Origin of the sequence: Actimicrobium sp. CCI2.3 (assembly GCF_035019065.1) — a bacterium.
Taxonomy (GTDB): domain Bacteria; phylum Pseudomonadota; class Gammaproteobacteria; order Burkholderiales; family Burkholderiaceae_D; genus Actimicrobium.
Window position 1 is genome coordinate 20657 of sequence record NZ_JASJWR010000033.1, and the last position, 17282, is coordinate 37938.

Annotated in this window: 15 protein-coding genes and 1 tRNA gene; 14 read left to right on the top strand and 2 right to left on the bottom strand. The window is 56.3% G+C overall.

The window, feature by feature from the left end; translation table 11 throughout:
- The first annotated feature begins 262 nt into the window (after positions 1-262).
- The 9 genes from QN370_RS16880 (at position 263) to QN370_RS16920 (ending at position 11087) form a co-directional block, all read left to right on the top strand.
- Positions 263-1471, top strand: a complete 1209-nt coding sequence (locus QN370_RS16880; protein ID WP_322128760.1) for a cation:proton antiporter — start codon at positions 263-265, stop codon at positions 1469-1471.
- Positions 1472-1482: 11 nt separating this feature from the next.
- The gene (locus QN370_RS16885) at positions 1483-2655 is read left to right on the top strand and encodes a YbdK family carboxylate-amine ligase (RefSeq protein WP_322128759.1); all 1173 of its coding nucleotides are present in this window, start codon (positions 1483-1485) and stop codon (positions 2653-2655) included.
- Positions 2656-2703: 48 nt separating this feature from the next.
- Positions 2704-3900, top strand: coding sequence for an NAD(P)/FAD-dependent oxidoreductase (locus QN370_RS16890; protein WP_322128758.1), 1197 nt, complete (start codon positions 2704-2706; stop codon positions 3898-3900).
- A 106-nt stretch (positions 3901-4006) separates the two neighbouring features.
- On the top strand, positions 4007-4219 hold the full coding sequence (gene rpsU, locus QN370_RS16895) for a 30S ribosomal protein S21 (RefSeq protein ID WP_008451879.1): 213 nt from the start codon (positions 4007-4009) through the stop codon (positions 4217-4219).
- Between the two features lie 105 nt (positions 4220-4324).
- Complete coding sequence (locus tag QN370_RS16900) at positions 4325-4774, top strand: GatB/YqeY domain-containing protein (protein ID WP_322128757.1); 450 nt, start codon at positions 4325-4327, stop codon at positions 4772-4774.
- A 24-nt stretch (positions 4775-4798) separates the two neighbouring features.
- Entirely contained in the window at positions 4799-6595 is a 1797-nt protein-coding gene (dnaG, locus tag QN370_RS16905) for a DNA primase (RefSeq protein WP_322128756.1), read from the top strand.
- A 276-nt stretch (positions 6596-6871) separates the two neighbouring features.
- Positions 6872-9358: an RNA polymerase sigma factor RpoD gene (rpoD, locus tag QN370_RS16910; RefSeq protein ID WP_322128755.1), complete on the top strand. Its 2487-nt coding sequence runs from the start codon at positions 6872-6874 to the stop codon at positions 9356-9358.
- 126 nt (positions 9359-9484) lie between these two features.
- Positions 9485-9563: transfer RNA gene (locus QN370_RS16915), tRNA-Ile, on the top strand.
- Between the two features lie 6 nt (positions 9564-9569).
- The gene (locus tag QN370_RS16920) at positions 9570-11087 is read left to right on the top strand and encodes a DEAD/DEAH box helicase (RefSeq protein WP_322128754.1); all 1518 of its coding nucleotides are present in this window, start codon (positions 9570-9572) and stop codon (positions 11085-11087) included.
- A gap of 386 nt (positions 11088-11473) precedes the next feature.
- Here the strand turns inward: QN370_RS16920 and QN370_RS16925 are convergent, their stop codons facing one another.
- Together QN370_RS16925 and QN370_RS16930 are read right to left on the bottom strand one after the other, a co-directional pair.
- The gene (locus tag QN370_RS16925) at positions 11474-12169 is read right to left on the bottom strand and encodes a nucleotidyl transferase AbiEii/AbiGii toxin family protein (RefSeq protein ID WP_322128753.1); all 696 of its coding nucleotides are present in this window, start codon (positions 12167-12169) and stop codon (positions 11474-11476) included.
- A complete protein-coding gene (locus QN370_RS16930; RefSeq protein WP_322128752.1) occupies positions 12169-12468 on the bottom strand; it encodes a hypothetical protein in 300 nt (99 codons plus the stop codon). Before QN370_RS16930 ends, QN370_RS16925 begins: the two co-directional genes overlap by 1 nt.
- 925 nt (positions 12469-13393) lie before the next feature.
- Here QN370_RS16930 and QN370_RS16935 point away from each other — a divergent pair.
- The 5 genes from QN370_RS16935 to rfbD all read left to right on the top strand — a co-directional run bounded on the left by QN370_RS16935 (position 13394) and on the right by rfbD (position 17280).
- Positions 13394-14098: a pirin family protein gene (locus QN370_RS16935; protein ID WP_322128751.1), complete on the top strand. Its 705-nt coding sequence runs from the start codon at positions 13394-13396 to the stop codon at positions 14096-14098.
- Between the two features lie 188 nt (positions 14099-14286).
- Positions 14287-14535, top strand: a complete 249-nt coding sequence (locus tag QN370_RS16940; RefSeq protein ID WP_322128750.1) for an AbrB/MazE/SpoVT family DNA-binding domain-containing protein — start codon at positions 14287-14289, stop codon at positions 14533-14535.
- On the top strand, positions 14529-14855 hold the full coding sequence (locus QN370_RS16945; protein ID WP_322128749.1) for a type II toxin-antitoxin system PemK/MazF family toxin: 327 nt from the start codon (positions 14529-14531) through the stop codon (positions 14853-14855). The genes QN370_RS16940 and QN370_RS16945 overlap by 7 nt, the downstream gene beginning before the upstream one ends.
- Before the next feature lie 470 nt (positions 14856-15325).
- Positions 15326-16393, top strand: a complete 1068-nt coding sequence (gene rfbB / locus QN370_RS16950) for a dTDP-glucose 4,6-dehydratase (protein ID WP_322128748.1) — start codon at positions 15326-15328, stop codon at positions 16391-16393.
- Positions 16390-17280 (top strand): dTDP-4-dehydrorhamnose reductase, encoded by an 891-nt coding sequence (gene rfbD, locus QN370_RS16955; RefSeq protein ID WP_322128747.1) that lies wholly within the window; start codon positions 16390-16392, stop codon positions 17278-17280. The genes rfbB and rfbD overlap by 4 nt, the downstream gene beginning before the upstream one ends.
- The last annotated feature ends 2 nt before the right edge of the window (positions 17281-17282 follow it).

The window sequence follows — 17282 nt, forward strand, 5'->3', positions numbered from 1 at the left end:
GTACTTTGACGCTCCAAGTCGTAGTGATCTGGGATTTAATTGACTCTGACCCTAATTAATAATTGACTCTGACCCTAATTTTTAGTTGGTCGAAGGCGGAGTGGTGTTTCCGTTGCTTTCGGAACTTTTGTACTTCATAACGGACCAATCGAGACGCTGATTCATTTGCTTGCGAGGCTGGAGCAGGTTCTGGCCATATTGCAATTCTTTTAGTTTGGTTTCGTGCACCAAACATTCAACATAGTCCCTTTCAGGAGCATCCATGCCGTCATGGTCTCTCCCTACTTTTTCGTTGTTGCAGCCGCTTCAATGGAATGCATTGCTGTTGTTTGGCACGTTGTTATTGTTTGGTCTGATCGCCGGTCATATTGTCCAGAAAAGTAAATGGATACCCCGTCTTACCGGGTATCTGCTGGTGGGTTTTGCGCTGGGTGGTGGGGGTCTGAACTGGTTGTCGGGCGATGTGCTGCAGGTGTCGAGTATTTTTGCCGACATGGCGATGGCGCTGGTGGTGTATCAGTTGGGTCGCTACGTCGACGTGCGCTGGCTGCTGCGCGAGAAGTGGTTGCTGGCGACAGTGCTGGCGTGCGCCGCCATGTGTTTTCTGTTCGTATCAGGTGCCTTGCTGTGGTACGGCACGTCGACCACGCTGGCATTGCTGGGCGGGGTGCTGGCGATTGCGACAGGGCCCGCCGTCGTGCTGGTGGTGCTGCGCGATCTGAAAGCGGAGGGCCAGATCACGCGGCGCCTGGCCGCGATGACGGCGCTCAATAATATCGTCGCCTTGCTGGTGGCTTATGCGTTACTGCCGGTGGTCGCTGCCGAGAGTGGTACGCCGTTGATGATGCTGGTCACACATACTTTGTACTCGCTGTTCGGTGCTGTCCTGCTGGCAACGCTGACGTACTGGCTCATGATGCCGCTGGCGCGCTGGCTGGGGCGACGTCGCAGCAGCCAGTTCGTGCTGGTCATTGCGGTGATCACGCTGACCATCGGCGCGGCCCATGCGTTGCAATTGCCGGTCTTGTTGACGATGCTGATTTTTGCGATCCTGTCGAAAAATCTCGATCGCCAATACGATCTGATGGAGCTCGAATTCGGTATCGCCAATGAATTGTTCATTGTGATGCTGTTCATCAGTATCGGTGCCGGTATGCGTCTGTCGAGCCTGACCACGATAGGGGGTATGGTGGCGGTGCTGATCGTGGCCCGTTTTGTCGCCAATGCGTGCGGGATTTTTCTGTTTTCAAAAGCGGCCAGACTGAGCCTCCGGCATTCGTCGTTGCTGACGCTGGCGACGTTGCCGATGGCGGAGGCCGGACTGGGTCTGGCGCAAATTCATTACCTGTATCCGCATACCGCCGCCGAAGTGGCACCGATGCTGGCAGGTTGCCTGATCGTGCTGGAATTCATGGGGCCGGTGGCGACGCAACTGGCACTCAAACTGTCCGGTGAAAGTGGCCGGACCTGAAGGAGAAGCCAATGAATGCACCCGAGATACTCCACCCGGCAGCGATTTTGCCGTTCACGCCATCGGCCCCGTTCACCATGGGGATCGAGCTGGAATTGCAATTGGTGAACCGGCGTAACTACAACCTCGCCACCGACGCGGTTGACCTGTGGGGCCTGATTGAACCGCGCGCCTTGCAGGATCAGATCAAGCTCGAAATCACGCAGGGCATGATCGAACTCAATTCAAAAGTGCATACGCGGGTCGATGAACTCGACGAGGAACTCAAGCAGTTGCGCCAGGCGCTGATCGATGGAGCGCAGCGGCTCAATATCGATGTCGCGGGTGGCGGGGCGCATCCGTTCCAGCGCTGGAGCGAGCAGCGTATTTCGCCCGATGAACGTTTCCATTATCTGCACAAGAAGTACGGCTACCTGGCGAAAAGTTTCACCGTGTTCGGTCAGCATATCCACGTCGGCGTGACAAACGGGGACGATGCGATGTATCTGACGCATGGGTTTGCGCGGTTCGTGCCGCACTTCATTGCGCTGTCGGCCGCGTCACCGTTCTATCAAGGGGTCGATACCGAATTCGATTCGTCGCGCAGTACGGTGGTGCGAGCCTTCCCGATGTCCGGCACGATGCCGGTGATGACCACGTGGGCCGAGTTCGAACACTACTATGACAATCTGCGCCAGATTGGCGTCGTCGGCAGCATCAAGGATTTTTACTGGGATATCCGGCCCAAGCCTGAATTTGGCACCGTTGAAATTCGTGTCTGCGATACGCCGCTGACAACCGGTCATGCCGCCTTGCTCGGTTGTTACGCCCAATTGCTGGCGCGCTGGTTGCTCACTGAACGGCCGCTGGTGATCAACGACGATTATTACCTGCTGTATCAATACAACCGTTTTGAAGCCAGCCGCTATGGACTCGAAGGCTGCATGGCGCTACTCGACGAAGACGGTCGACCCATGGCCAAGACCGCCATCGCCACCGACTTGCTGGAGCGCCTGCAAGACCTCGCCCGTTATACCCAGAATGCTGCCGAAGTCGATGCGTTGAGTCGCTTGCGCAAGCTGGCCTACGAACGTGTCAACGATGCAGGCTGGCTGCGCACGACCTTCCGCGAGCGCGGTTCGCACAGCGACTTGATGCGCTTGTCGTCGCAGTTGTGGATGACGGGTGTCATGCCGGCCATCTGATGACTGGCTGGCTTACAATCACGGTTTTTCCGACATCCGGGCGAGTTGATGGCAGAGCATTTTGATGTGGCAGTAATCGGTGCCGGTGCGGCCGGCATGATGACGGCAGCCGTGGCCGGTCAGCGCGGACGCAAGGTCGTGCTGATCGATCATGCCGAAAAGCTGGCCGAAAAAATCCGCATCTCCGGTGGCGGCCGCTGCAATTTCACTAACCTGCAAGCAGGTCCGGCCAATTTCCTGTCGGACAACCCGCACTTTTGCAAAAGTGTACTATCGCGTTACACGCCGCAGGATTTCATCAGCCTGCTCAAGCGTTACCGGATCGGCTATCACGAAAAACACAAGGGCCAGCTGTTCTGCGATAACTCGGCCGAAGACATCATCGTGATGCTCAAGGCAGAATGCGATGTCGGGCAGGTCAGCTGGCGCATGCCGTGCAAGGTCAATGGCATCGCCAAAAATGAGAGTGGTTTTGCGATCGATACCGGCGCAGGCCTGATCGAGGCGGCCAGCGTGGTCATTGCCACCGGTGGCCTGTCCATCCCGAAGATCGGCGCGACCGATTTCGCCTATCGCGTCGCCACCCAGTTCGGCCTCAAGATGATCACCACGCGTCCTGCGCTGGTGCCACTGACCTTCGATCCGGATTCATGGCAACCGTTTGTCGAACTGGCCGGCATTGCGCTGGAAGTCGATGTCAGCACGGGGAGCAAGAAAGCGCGTGCGGCCTTCCTCGAAGACCTGCTGTTCACGCATCGCGGCCTGTCGGGGCCTGCCGTTCTACAAATTTCGAGTTTCTGGCAGCCGGGCACGCCGTTGATGGTCAATTTTCTGCCGCAAACCGATCTTGGTACCGAGCTGATCAACAGCAAGGGCAGCATCAAGAAAAATCTGGGCAATGTGCTCGCGCAGTTGTTGCCCGCACGCCTGTCGGCCGGCTGGCTCGCAGCCAATGGTTTCGATCCGGAAGCCAAGCTGGCGGACATGCAGGACAAGCAATTGCGCCGGCTCGGTGATTCGCTCAATGCCTGGAACGTGATCCCGAGTGGCTCGGAAGGCTATCGCAAGGCAGAAGTCACGGTCGGTGGTGTCGATACCCGCGAACTGTCGCAGCAGAGCATGATGTCGACCCGCGTGCCGGGCCTGCACTTCGTCGGCGAAGCGGTCGATGTTACTGGCTGGCTGGGCGGCTACAATTTTCAGTGGGCCTGGGCATCCGGCTTTGCCGCAGGCTCGGCGGTGTAGGGCGGAGTAATTAGTGCAGATAATTCGACCGATGGGCTTCCTTTGGATAAAAGTTTCTGATAGACTCGCCGTCTTCCCTTGAATCGTCGGTTTAAAAACCTAACACATGACAACTATTCGCCTAAAAGAAAACGAGCCTTTCGAAGTCGCCATGCGCCGCTTTAAACGCACCATTGAAAAAACCGGTCTGTTGACCGAACTGCGTGCGCGGGAATTCTACGAAAAGCCGACCGCAGAGCGCAAGCGCAAGCTCGCCGCCGCAGTCAAGCGTCATTACAAGCGCATTCGTAGCCAGCAGCTGCCTAAAAAATTGTTCTGATTCATTTGGTCGCATGTACGGTAGTTCAGTACTGCGGCTAATACGCAAGCCCGCTCCGGTGCAAGTCCGCAGCGGGTTTTCGCTTTTTGACTGACCGGAGCCACCATGAGCCTGAAAGTACAGATTACTGACGACATGAAGGCCGCCATGCGCGCCAAGGAAGTCGTCAAGCTTGGGACGATTCGCCTGATTACCGCTGCGATGAAGCAGAAGGAAGTCGACGAGCGGGTTGAGTTGAACGACACCATGATTCTCGCCATCATCGAAAAGATGATCAAGCAGCGCAAGGATTCGATCAGTCAGTTTGAAGCGGGTGCACGCCAGGATCTGGCCGATATCGAGAAAGCCGAGCTGGCCATTCTGGTCGCTTACATGCCAGCGTCGTTATCGGAAGCTGAAGTGCAAGTTGAAGTCGCTGCTGCCGTTGCGGAAAGTGGTGCTGCCGGACCGCAGGACATGGGCAAAGTGATGGCCATCCTGAAGCCAAAGCTAGCCGGTCGTGCCGACATGACTGCCGTGTCCGGACTGGTGAAAGCCGCGCTGACCAAGGCGTAATAGCGCCACCTTGATACCGCAACCTTGATACCGCAATCATTCATTCAGGACCTGCTTAACCGTGTTGACATCGTCGACGTGGTCGGGCGCTACGTGCAGCTAAAAAAAGGCGGCGCCAATTTCATGGGCTTGTGCCCGTTTCACAATGAAAAGTCGCCTAGTTTTACGGTGAGTCCGACCAAGCAGTTTTATCACTGCTTCGGTTGCGGAGCGCACGGCACGTCAATCGGTTTCCTGATCGAGTATTCGGGCATGGGTTTCGTCGATGCGGTCAAGGATCTGGCACAAAACGTCGGCATGGTTGTTCCGGAGAGCGATGACAAGATGCCGCCGGCCCAGCGCGCCGAATATCAGGCCAAGAGTCTGGCTCTGTCGGAGGCAATGACGCAAGCCTGTGATTATTACCGGTTGCAGTTGCGCACCGCCGAGCGGGCCAAGGCCTACCTGATCGGGCGTGGCCTGACGGGTGAAATTGCTGCCCGTTTTGGAATTGGCTATGCGCCGGACGGTTGGGATAGTTTGCGGTCGGTGTTCCCGGATTATGAATTGACCGCGCTGGTGGAAGCCGGGCTGGTCATTGACCGGACCGATGAAGAAGGGGGCAACAGGAAACGGTATGACCGGTTTCGTGACCGGATAATGTTTCCAATACGAAATACCAAGGGGCAGGTAATTGGTTTCGGCGGCCGTATTCTTGACAATGGCGAGCCGAAATACTTGAATTCTCCGGAGACGCCCTTATTTCAAAAGGGCAGCGAGTTGTACGGGTTGTTTGAAGCACGGCAGGCGATTCGCGATGCGGGATATGTGCTGGTGACCGAAGGCTACATGGATGTGGTGGCGTTGGCCCAGCTGGGATTTCCGCAAGTGGTGGCGACGCTCGGTACGGCATGTACGGCGATACACGTTCAAAAACTGTCACGTCAAACCGATCATGTGATCTTCAGTTTCGACGGGGACGGAGCGGGACGGCGTGCAGCCAGGCGGGCATTGGAGGCGAGCTTGCCCTATGCGGCCGACAACAAGACCATCAAGTTCTTGTTCCTGCCGTCGGAGCACGACCCGGACAGTTACGTGCGCGAGCACGGCACGGCGGGGTTTGAACAGCAGGTGCAGGATGCTATGCCCTTGTCGCAATTCCTGTTGAAAGTGGTCAGTGAAGAAAATGATTTGAGTACGTCGGAAGGGCGCGCCAAAGTGCAGTTTGAGGCCAAGCCGCTCTTGCAGGCGATGCCGGCATCGTCGTTGCGGTTGCAGATCGTGCGCGGATTGGCGCAGTTGACTCAAACCACGCCGACCGAGATCGAAACCCTGTTTGACCTGGCCAGTCCGGCTGCCCGTGTACGCGCCGCACCACCGCGCGGGAAGCGCACCGCACCGGTCGGGCTGGAACTGCAAGTGATGCGGTTGCTGGTGGCCCATCCCGTGCTGGCTGCCGATCTGGACCAGGATGCACTCGATGCGATGCTGCATTTTGTGCCAGATAGTGCAGTGATGTTGATGCAGTTAGTGGTTGCGGGGCAAGAGATGGGTGGGCAAGCCAGTTTTGCGATGTTGTCCGAGCATTTGCGGGCAGCGGGTCCGGAGTTCGACAGCATGATTGCCGAGGTCGCTGCCGAGCCGGAGTCGGATCGGGATTCCGCCCGTCTGGAACTGGCTGGTGCCGTCAGGCAGACAAAAATGAAGGTGCTCAAGGCCGAGCTTGATCAGCTGGCCGCGAGTGGAATGGGACATGATGAAGCACGCACACGTTACCGTGAGCTGACCCAGAAACAAGAGCAGTTGCGACGCGAAGCTGAGGCAGAAATCGGCCGGCGATAAAGGCGATCCTCCTCGCGTCGAACACTGTGGCAGGTGGTGGCGAAAATTTTCCAGTGTGCGAAGTGGTCACTTTGGACAGGAAAAACAACGTCATATGGTATTCTGGCGGGCCTCTGATGCAAGGCCGCAGAGCAGTTGTCCGGCGTTGCGACAGTCGCAGCGCAGGGCGAAAACAAAAACAGTGCGTAGTTGTGATGCCGGTGATGTTGTTCGCAAAAGCGCGTGCAATGCCACCCGTATCCAGAACCTTTTGGTAGTTGATCCATGGCAAACGCAATGAAGAAAACCGCGAAAACCGCGACGATCCCTGTGGAAGAGGCCGCGCTGGCAAAGCCCGCGAAGCCGGCTCGCGTCGCCCCAGGAAAAACACCGTCCGGCAAGTCAACGACACCACCGACTAACGCCGCCCTGAAGTCCGGCTCCAAGGCAACGACCAACGCTGCATCCGCATTGGCTGCAACCCCGGTATCAGCGCAATTGAAAGCTCCTGTGACAACCAAGAAATCCGAAACCAAAATCGCCGCCAAGCCTGCCGCCAAGGTCGCCACCTCCAAGGTGGATGCCAAAGCCGAAGCAGTCGTCGAGAACAGGCCTGGCGTGAACGTGATGATTACTGCCACGGTGAGTCAGACCACCGATGCGGCGACGCTGGCGGCAATCGACACGTCCGGCTACATCTTGCCATCGATTAAAGTGCCAGGCCGGCGCGGTCGCAAGCCGAAAGAATTCCAGCCCGAAAACGATGAAGTCGCCGCGCTCAATGCGGTCGAGCGCGCCGAGCTGAAAGCGGTCGACAAGGCCAAGGCCAAGGATCGCAAAGCCAAGGAAAAAGCGCTGCTCAAAGATGCGTTTTCATCCGACACCGAAGCCACCGAAGAAGAGCTGGAGCGGCGTCGCCAGAAGCTCAAGACCCTCATCAAGCTCGGCAAGGATCGCGGCTTTCTGACCTATGCCGAAATCAACGATCACCTGCCGGAAAACATTGTCGATCCGGAAGCCATCGAAGGCATCATCGGTACCTTCAATGACATGGGTATCGCCGTCTACGAACATGCGCCGGATGCCGAGAGCATGCTGCTCACCGATAACGTTGCGACGGTTGCCAGTGATGACGAAGCTGAGGCCGCTGCGGAAGCCGCGCTGTCGACGGTCGATTCCGATTTTGGTCGCACCACCGATCCTGTGCGCATGTACATGCGTGAAATGGGTTCGGTCGAACTGCTGACCCGTGAAGGCGAGATTGAAATCGCCAAGCGTATCGAAGACGGTCTGAAAGACATGATCCAGGCGATCTCTGCCTGCCCGACCACCATCTCCGAAATTCTTGCTGCTGCCGAGCGCATCACCAATGGCGAAACCAAGATCGATGAAATTGTCGATGGACTGGTCGACATGCTGGTGATCGAAGTCGTCATCCCGCCACCGCCGAAAGTCGTGAGCGAAGACGACGACGAGGAAGCCGACGAAGAGGAAGCCGAAGAAGAAGAGTCGGGCGGCGAAGAAGAAACCAACGCCTCCGGCGCGGCCGGCTTTACTGCCGAGCAGATCGAGCAACTCAAGCGCGAATCGCTGGTCAAGTTTCAGGCGATTTCGACGCAGTTCGACAAGATGCGCAAAGCCTACGAAAAAGAAGGCTACAACTCGAAGGCGTACATCAAGGCGCAGGAAGCGATTTCCAGCGAACTGCTGGCAATCCGCTTTACCGCCAAAGTGGTCGAGAAGTTGTGCGACACGTTGCGCGGCCAGGTCGAAGAAGTCCGTCACATCGAACGGCAAATCCTCGACGTCGCTGTCAATAAATGCCGCATGCCGCGCAGTCACTTCATCAAAGTCTTCCCGGGTAATGAAACCAATCTGGATTGGGTCGATGGCGAAGTCAGCGGCAATCATCCGTACAGCGTGATCCTTGGTCGCAATGTGCCAACGGTCAAGGAACTGCAGCAAAAACTGCTTGATCTGCAAGCTCGCGTCGTCCTGCCGCTGCTGGATCTGCGCGCGATCAACCGTCGCATGGCGGCTGGTGAAATGAAGGCCCGCAAGGCCAAGCGCGAGATGACTGAAGCCAACTTGCGACTGGTGATTTCGATCGCGAAAAAGTACACCAACCGCGGGCTGCAATTCCTCGACTTGATCCAGGAAGGCAACATCGGTTTGATGAAGGCGGTCGATAAATTTGAATACCGTCGTGGCTACAAGTTTTCAACGTATGCCACCTGGTGGATTCGCCAGGCAATCACGCGTTCGATTGCCGACCAGGCCCGCACGATCCGGATCCCGGTGCACATGATCGAAACGATCAACAAGATGAACCGTATCTCGCGTCAGATCTTGCAGGAAACAGGTGCCGAGCCGGATCCCGCCACGCTGGCGATCAAGATGGAAATGCCGGAAGAAAAGATCCGCAAGATCATGAAGATCGCCAAAGAGCCGATCTCGATGGAAACGCCGATCGGTGACGACGACGACTCGCATCTGGGTGACTTCATCGAAGACAACAACACGCTGGCACCCGCCGATGCGGCGTTGCATGCGTCGATGCGCGGTGTGGTCAAGGATGTGCTCGACTCGCTGACGCCGCGTGAAGCCAAGGTGTTGCGGATGCGTTTCGGTATCGAGATGTCGACTGATCACACGCTTGAAGAAGTCGGCAAGCAGTTCGATGTGACGCGCGAGCGGATTCGACAGATCGAAGCGAAAGCGTTGCGCAAATTGCGCCATCCGTCGCGTTCCGATCGCCTGAAGAGCTTCCTCGAAGGAAATTAATGATGGCCTTGCGGGACGACCGGGTAGAATCACGGTACAGTTCGTCTCGCAGTGGCTGACCTGATTATTTGTCTGGTTCACTGAGCCAGACGTAACTCGCGGATGCAAATCCGCACGAAAGAAAATGGGCCTCTAGCTCATGCTTGGTTAGAGCAGCGGACTCATAATCCGTTGGTGCCGTGTTCGACTCACGGGAGGCCCACCATATATCATGACTGACAACCAGACTGACTTACAGACTGACGCTGCTCCTGACAGCGAACCCGCCCTCCGCTTTGAGGACTTCGGACTGTCCGCAGAAATCTTGCGTGCCCTGGCTGACCAAGGCTACGCGCATCCGACCCCGATCCAGGCTGCGGCAATTCCGGTCGTACTGCAAGGCCGTGACGTCATGGGTGCAGCGCAAACCGGAACCGGCAAAACTGCCGGTTTTTCTTTGCCCATCATCCAGTTGCTGCTGGCGAACGCCAACAGTAGCGCATCACCCGCGCGCCATCCGGTGCGGGCACTGATCCTGACCCCGACACGCGAACTGGCCGATCAGGTTGCTGAAAACGTCAAAGCCTATTGCCGTCACACGCCATTGCGTTCGACGGTGGTGTTTGGCGGCATGGACATGGCCCCGCAAACGGCTGCCTTGCGCGCCGGTGTCGAAATCGTCATTGCGACACCGGGGCGGTTGCTTGATCACGTTCAGCAAAAAACGCTGAACCTGTCGCAAACCCAGATTCTGGTCATGGACGAAGCGGATCGCATGCTCGACATGGGTTTCTTGCCCGACCTGCAACGCATCATCAACTTGCTGCCGAAGAAGCGCCAGAACCTGATGTTTTCGGCGACCTTCTCCGGCGACATCAAGAAGCTTGCCAGCAGTTTTCTCGACAACCCCGTCACCATCGAAGTCGCCCGCAGCAATCAGACCGCGGACCGCGTCACGCAAGTGGTCTACAAGGTCGATAGCGACGATGCCAAGCGCGACATCGTTGCACACCTGATTCGCGGTCGCCAGCTCAAGCAGGTACTGGTGTTTTCAAACACCAAGATCGGCGCATCACGACTGGCGCGCGAGCTCGAAAAAGGTGGCGTCAAGGCCTCCGCGATTCACGGCGACAAGACCCAGTCCGAACGCATGGCAGCACTCGACGCATTCAAGAGTGGCGAGATCGACGTGCTGGTCGCGACCGATGTTGCCGCCCGTGGCCTCGATATTTCCGACCTTCCTTGCGTGATCAATTACGACTTGCCGTATAACGCCGAAGACTACGTTCACCGTATCGGCCGTACCGGACGCGCCGGTGCGTCCGGTGATGCGATTTCGCTCTACACGATCAAGGACGAGCGGCTACTGCTGGATATCGAAAAGCTGATCAAGCACAAGTTTGTCCCGGCAGAGCTGGTTGGCTATACGCCACCGGTAGAGCGTGCCGAACGGCGGCCGCGACGTGACGCGGAAGTTGCCGTTGCACCAGGTGCCATTTCAGCAGAGGCACTCACGGAGCGGCCAGTGCGTTCGCCACGGCCTTTCCGTGAAGATTCCAGCCACTCGGAATCTGCCCGCGGCGACGCACCGCGCTCGTCCTTCCAGCGCCGCGAAAAAGTTGATCCGTGGTTTTCCAAACCGTACGAGCCTAGCATTGCCGCGCCGGTTGAAACGGTTGGTGCAACCGCGGCAGCAAACAAGAACAAGCCGCGCAGGGCGGTGTTGCTGGGTGGGGTGCCGAAGGGGTAAGACGTTTTTTGGGGTGGACTAACGGGAGCAAAGGACTCTCCGCAAATTCAATGCGGTAGCTCTTTGTTTTCGTTTTGCGCTGTGCTGGTGTTGTCCTCCTCATTCGCGTAGGGTGCAATAACCGCAGGGCATTGCACCGAATGCCTTGGGCGCGGTCGCTAACACCAACATCCGTCGACCATTCGGAATGTCCCTGCCAGCATCGCAGCAGAGTAAGCGCTCCTAACGAACCTAGCGCAATGCCCAGCCGTTAGTACACCTTGTGTGCTACTCCGGTCGAACCGGCGGTTGCGACAGCGCTGGCAAACAAGAATAAGCCGCGCAGGGCGGTGTTGCTGGGCATGGTGCCGAAGGGGGTGCGTAAATTAAAAGTATCTGTAGAGCGATTAAGGGAGGCCGGCCTTCGTCGATAACGACAGTTGCCGTGATGTGATCGTCACATCTGGCAGGTCACGAACGTTACTGGCAGCATTGATCAAGGTCTTTTTTTCATCTGAAGTCAGTTGATCAAGGTCGCCACCTTGAAAATACACCATCGCTTTCAGGCTTTCGCTAGGCTGGAAACTCTGTCCGAACATCGCTTTCGCAGCGGCGAGTCCCTTCGATAGGCTCACCCCTCCATTGATCATCGCTGCGATATCCCGGTAGTCTTTTGCTTCGACTCGTTGAAGGATGACCTTCACTTTGGTTGCCATCAAATCATCCATCGACGCAACTTCCAGGATTCCGTCTTCAGTTAAGTCTGGAGCGGCAACACGACCGAAACCAATGGTGCCGAAGAAGGATATCTTGACCTGCTGATCGGATAGTTCACCGGCTGGCACCAACACGGTAAAAGCGTTGGGCTCATCTTGCAGGGTAATCGCTTGTTGCAAAAAATCAAACGCAAAAAATATCGCTTTTTTATCTAGCGGTTTTTCGGTAAAAAAATCGAAATCAACTGACTGCCGATGCCCGAGTCGTAATGCAATTGCAGTCCCGCCATAAAGAACGAACCCGAGCGCTTGCGTCGGTTGTAACTCGCTCCACAATTGCCGTTGAGCCTCGGGAAGAATAGCCATCCACGGTTTAAAGCGACCCATTATTCAATCCTCCGTTTCGGCATTGCCGGCATCACATCAATCGCCGATATCAGCCCAAGTCGATAATGCCAATAAGCCCAGGATCGTTCAGAGAATTGACCAATCTCGGCGTGTTGCAGGACATCGTGCAGATACGTTTCGCCAATGCGGTTGGCAACGGCTTGAACATCACTGTAATCGCCAATATTCATCACTTGCGCGACCACGCGCTCGGGCATGAGCATTGCCTCGTCTGGCGTTTTCCACCAGATGTACTTGCTGGCATAAGGACGCAGTGCAATCAAGTCAGATTCGGTCATGGAAAGTCGAAGTTCCGTTAAATTAAATTGTTCGTACGTTTATAGCGGCATGGCTGCCCATGTTGTAAAAGATCAGGCCCTGTCGATACACGCTTGATCTCATGATGTTTCTGGCGCAAAGCGCCATTCGTTGAGTCTGCCGGAAACAAGCTGCCCGGACAAGGCTCCTCCACGAACTTGCTGCAACCAAGCAGTTCGATGCCATATACAAACCCACTATCGTATGGCCAAAAAGACCCGAGTTTCTGACCTCCGTAAAGGGCAAGAGGCGCAGCAAACGGCCCACCCAGCTTGATGTCTCTTAGTATTGGCGTCCGCCATGACTCGAGTTAACGCGTTGACCCGCATCCGGCAGCTCCATCGGTCAGGCAGTTGGTTGCACGCCAGATGCCGGCGCACGAATGTGCGCACTATGCGCGACGCAAACATATACGCAGATAGTTCAAACAAGACGCTCCTCTTCATAGAAAAATACAGAAATCCGACAAAATCGGAGAGCAAACTACATTTTTCAGACGTTTCGCCTGCGCGACAAGAACCAATCCACAAAAATTCCGACAAACTCCTTTTGGCTAAAATAGATCACCTTTTGAGTACCGATTCAATGAGCTCCGCGATAACTGCCGCGCGCTGGCAACTGTCCTCGGTCGAGACAAGGAATTCAAGCGCCTGGACGATCGCGTTTAATTACAGTCTGGCCCGAAATGATGTCTACGAGTCGCTCCTACGATGCAATGCCTTCGAGGAAGACATCAAGAATTACAAACTACTATTTCCTGATCCAAACCTTCAACCGCAGCAGCAAACCAGTATGACGATCTCTCGTGTTGAGAATGCCGAACGCATCAAGCCCCAACCCGTTTCCGTCCAGCGCTTATAGTGCAGGTATCAAATTCATCTTCAACGCCAATAAAAGGACCCCACCATGCTGCAAATTCGTAAAAGCACCGACCGCGGCCACGCCAACCACGGCTGGCTGGATTCCCACCACAGCTTCTCGTTTGGCAGCTATCACGACCCGGCCCACATGGGCTTCGGTCCGCTGCGCGTCATCAACGAAGACCGCGTCGATGCCGGTGCCGGCTTTGGCACGCACGGCCATCGCGACATGGAAATCATCAGCTACGTGCTCGATGGCGAACTGGCACACAAGGACAACATCGGCAATGGCAGCGTGATCCGTCCGGGCGATGTGCAACGCATGAGCGCCGGTACAGGTGTCATGCATTCGGAATTCAACCACGCCAAGGATCGCGCGACCCATTTCCTGCAGATCTGGATCGAGCCGGATGTGCAAGGCATCGCACCGGGTTACGAAGAAAAACATTTTGATGACGCAGAAAAGCGCGGCCTTCTGCGCCTGATCGCCAGTCCGGATGGGCGTGACGGCTCGGTCGTCGTGCATCAGAACGCCCGTGTCTACGCAGGCTTGTTTGATGGTGTCGAAAGTGCCAGTCTGTCGCTTGATCCGGAACGCCTCGCCTACGTGCATGTCGCGACCGGGGAGGTTGTCGTCAATGGAATGCGGCTCGAAGCGGGTGATGCGGTGCGTGTGACGGCAGAAGCGCAGCTCAGCCTTGGGGATGCCAAGCAGGCGCATGTGCTGGTGTTTGATTTGCCGAAAGCCTGATCCCGACGTAATGCACGATTCGCAAAACGGTCCACTGATGCGGCCCCGGCGCAGAAGCCCCTAGCTCGTTGGGAAAAAACAGCGCTTTTTGTTAATAGCATTTGGTTGCTTTCCAATAGCTATTTTCAACACTACTTTTGACTTCAGTCGGTAAGCGTAATAACATTGTTCCTACTCTAGGGGGAGTTATGCTTATCGCAATCCGTCGCATTGGAAATTCAAAGGGCATCATCATTCCGACATCAATTCTTTCGCAGCTCGGTCTTGAAACCGAGGCCGACGTCTCAGTCGTTGATGGCGCAATGGTTGTGCGTGTGCCCGCCAGACCAAATCGGTCCGGATGGGCCGATGCGAGCAAGGCCATCGCGCTCGCTGGGGACGATGTGCTTGTGATGCCAGAATATGCCAATGCTGATGACGCATTGCTTTCATGGTGACAGTGGCACGAGGTGATATTTGGCTCGTTAATCTGGATCCGACTGTCGGTAGTGAGATTCAAAAATCTCGGCCCTGTGTCGTCATATCGCCACCAGAAATGCATGACCATTTGCGCACAGCGATCATCGCTCCGATGACAACTGGGAGTCGGTCTGCACCATTTCGCGTTCCTATTACGCACGGCGGGAAAGTCGGTCTGATTTTGCTGGATCAACTTCGGGCCGTAGACAAAACGCGGCTAGTGACTAAATTTGGTGCGGTGGACCAGCAAACATTGGATGTGACATTGAACACGCTGCAAGTAGTCTTTTCCAGTTAAAAGGGACAAACAAAATGGCAACGTTCGCCTACGGCCGCATCAGCACCAAAGAATAGACGGCGGACAATCAGGGGATGTAGGCAGGACAATGACATTCGCTGGAGCTTTTTCGGTGCCGCTACGATGCCTAAACCACATGTCGGTGTCTGGCTTAGACCCCCAAGCCGGCGCTCCCCATTTGATTTGCCCTCGTCCATCGGAATCAACAGCAATTTCCTCGAAACATCACCCGTAAAAATTGATCCTGATTTTGTAGCAGTCCTTGCATCGGCTATTTGTAATAATTAGTCGGCAAAACCTCAGGGGCGGGGTGCTGCTAAGGTAAAATCAGGCAGTTTTCGAGATAACAGTAATGGCTGCTTACCCGCCGCATCTCACGAAAACGACCAACTAGCCAACCGGAAGAGGCGCCGCATGGCCACAAATGCAGCGAAAATCGCTCCGGATTAACAGGCCCTGAAAGGCAATAAATGATTCTAGTAACAGGCGGTGCCGGCTTCATCGGCGCAAATTTCGTCAATGACTGGTTGGCGCAATCCGATGAGCCAATCGTCAACATCGACCTGCTAACCTACGCTGGCAACCGAGAAAACCTCGCTGGCCTAGCCAATGACCCGCGCCATATCTTCATTCACGGCGACATCGGTGACACCGCACTGCTGACCAAACTGCTGACCGAACACCAGCCCCGCGCCATCCTCAACTTCGCCGCCGAAAGCCACGTCGACCGTTCGATTCACGCGCCAGAAGATTTTGTTCAAACCAATGTCGTCGGCACCTTCCGTTTGCTGGAAGCTGTTCGCAACTATTGGTATTTATTGTCGGTGGATAAAAAATCGGAATTTCGTTTTTTGCATGTGTCGACGGACGAAGTCTACGGCTCCCTGTCCAAGGACGAACCGGCCTTCACGGAGACGCATCGTTACGAACCCAACAGTCCGTACTCTGCCAGCAAGGCTGCCAGCGACCATCTTGTCCGCGCCTATCACCACACCTACGGCATGCCGGTCCTGACCACGAATTGCTCGAACAATTACGGCCCGTTCCATTTTCCGGAAAAATTGATCCCGCTGATGATCGTCAATGCACTGGCAGGCAAAGCACTGCCGGTCTATGGCGACGGCCAGCAAATCCGCGACTGGCTGTACGTCAAGGATCACTGCAGCGCGATCCGCCGCGTGCTCGAAGCTGGTCGGGTGGGCGAGGTCTACAACGTTGGCGGCTGGAATGAAAAGCCCAATCTCGACATCGTCCATACCGTCTGCGCGCTGCTCGACGAACTGCGCGGCCGTCCTGACGGCAAACGCTACGCCGAACAAATTACCTACGTCACCGATCGTCCCGGCCACGATCGCCGCTACGCGATTGACGCCAGCAAGATCGAACGCGAACTGGGCTGGAAGCCAGCCGAAACCTTTGACACCGGCATCCGCAAGACAGTCGCGTGGTACCTCGCCAATCAGGAATGGGTTGCCAACGTCCAATCCGGCAGCTACCGGGAATGGGTAGAAAAGAACTACGTCGAGCGCGCCGCATGAAGATCCTGCTGTTGGGCAAAGGCGGGCAAGTTGGCTGGGAATTGCAGCGCAGCCTAGCGCCGCTGGGCGAACTGGTCGCGGTGGATTTCGACAGTACCGATTATTGTGGCGACTTCACGAACCTGGACGGCCTCGCCGAAACCATCCGTGCGATTGCCCCCGACATCATCGTCAATGCCGCCGCCCACACCGCCGTCGACAAAGCCGAAAGCGAGCCCGAGCTGGCGCGCACCATCAATGCGTTGGCCCCGGTCATGCTGGCAAAGGAAGCCCAACAACTCGGTGCCTGGCTCGTCCATTACTCGACCGACTACGTGTTCGATGGAAGTGGCAACGAGCCGTGGATTGAAACCAGTCCCACCGGACCATTGAGTGTCTACGGCCAGACCAAGCTCGAAGGTGAAGACGCAATCCGTGCCTCTGGCTGCAAGCATCTGATCTTTCGCACCAGCTGGGTGTACGCAGCGCGCGGTGGCAACTTTGCCAAGACCATGCTGCGTCTGGCCAAAGAGCGCGATCGCCTCACTGTCATCGATGACCAGATTGGCGCACCGACCGGTGCCGACTTGCTCGCGGATGTCACCGCACACGCCATCCGCACCGCCTTGCAGCGTTCCGACGTCAGCGGCTTGTATCATCTGGTGGCCGGTGGTCAGACCAACTGGCACGGCTACGCCAGCTTTGTAATTGACTTCGCGCGTCAGGCGGGCGTTGCCATCAAGGTTGCACAAGAGGCGATCTTGCCGGTGCCGACCAGCGCGTTTCCGACGCCCGCCACGCGCCCCAATAACTCGCTCCTCAACACCAACAAGCTGCAGCAGACCTTCAGCCTGACCTTGCCGCACTGGCAAACTGGTGTTGCGCGCATGCTCACCGAAATTCTCTAGGC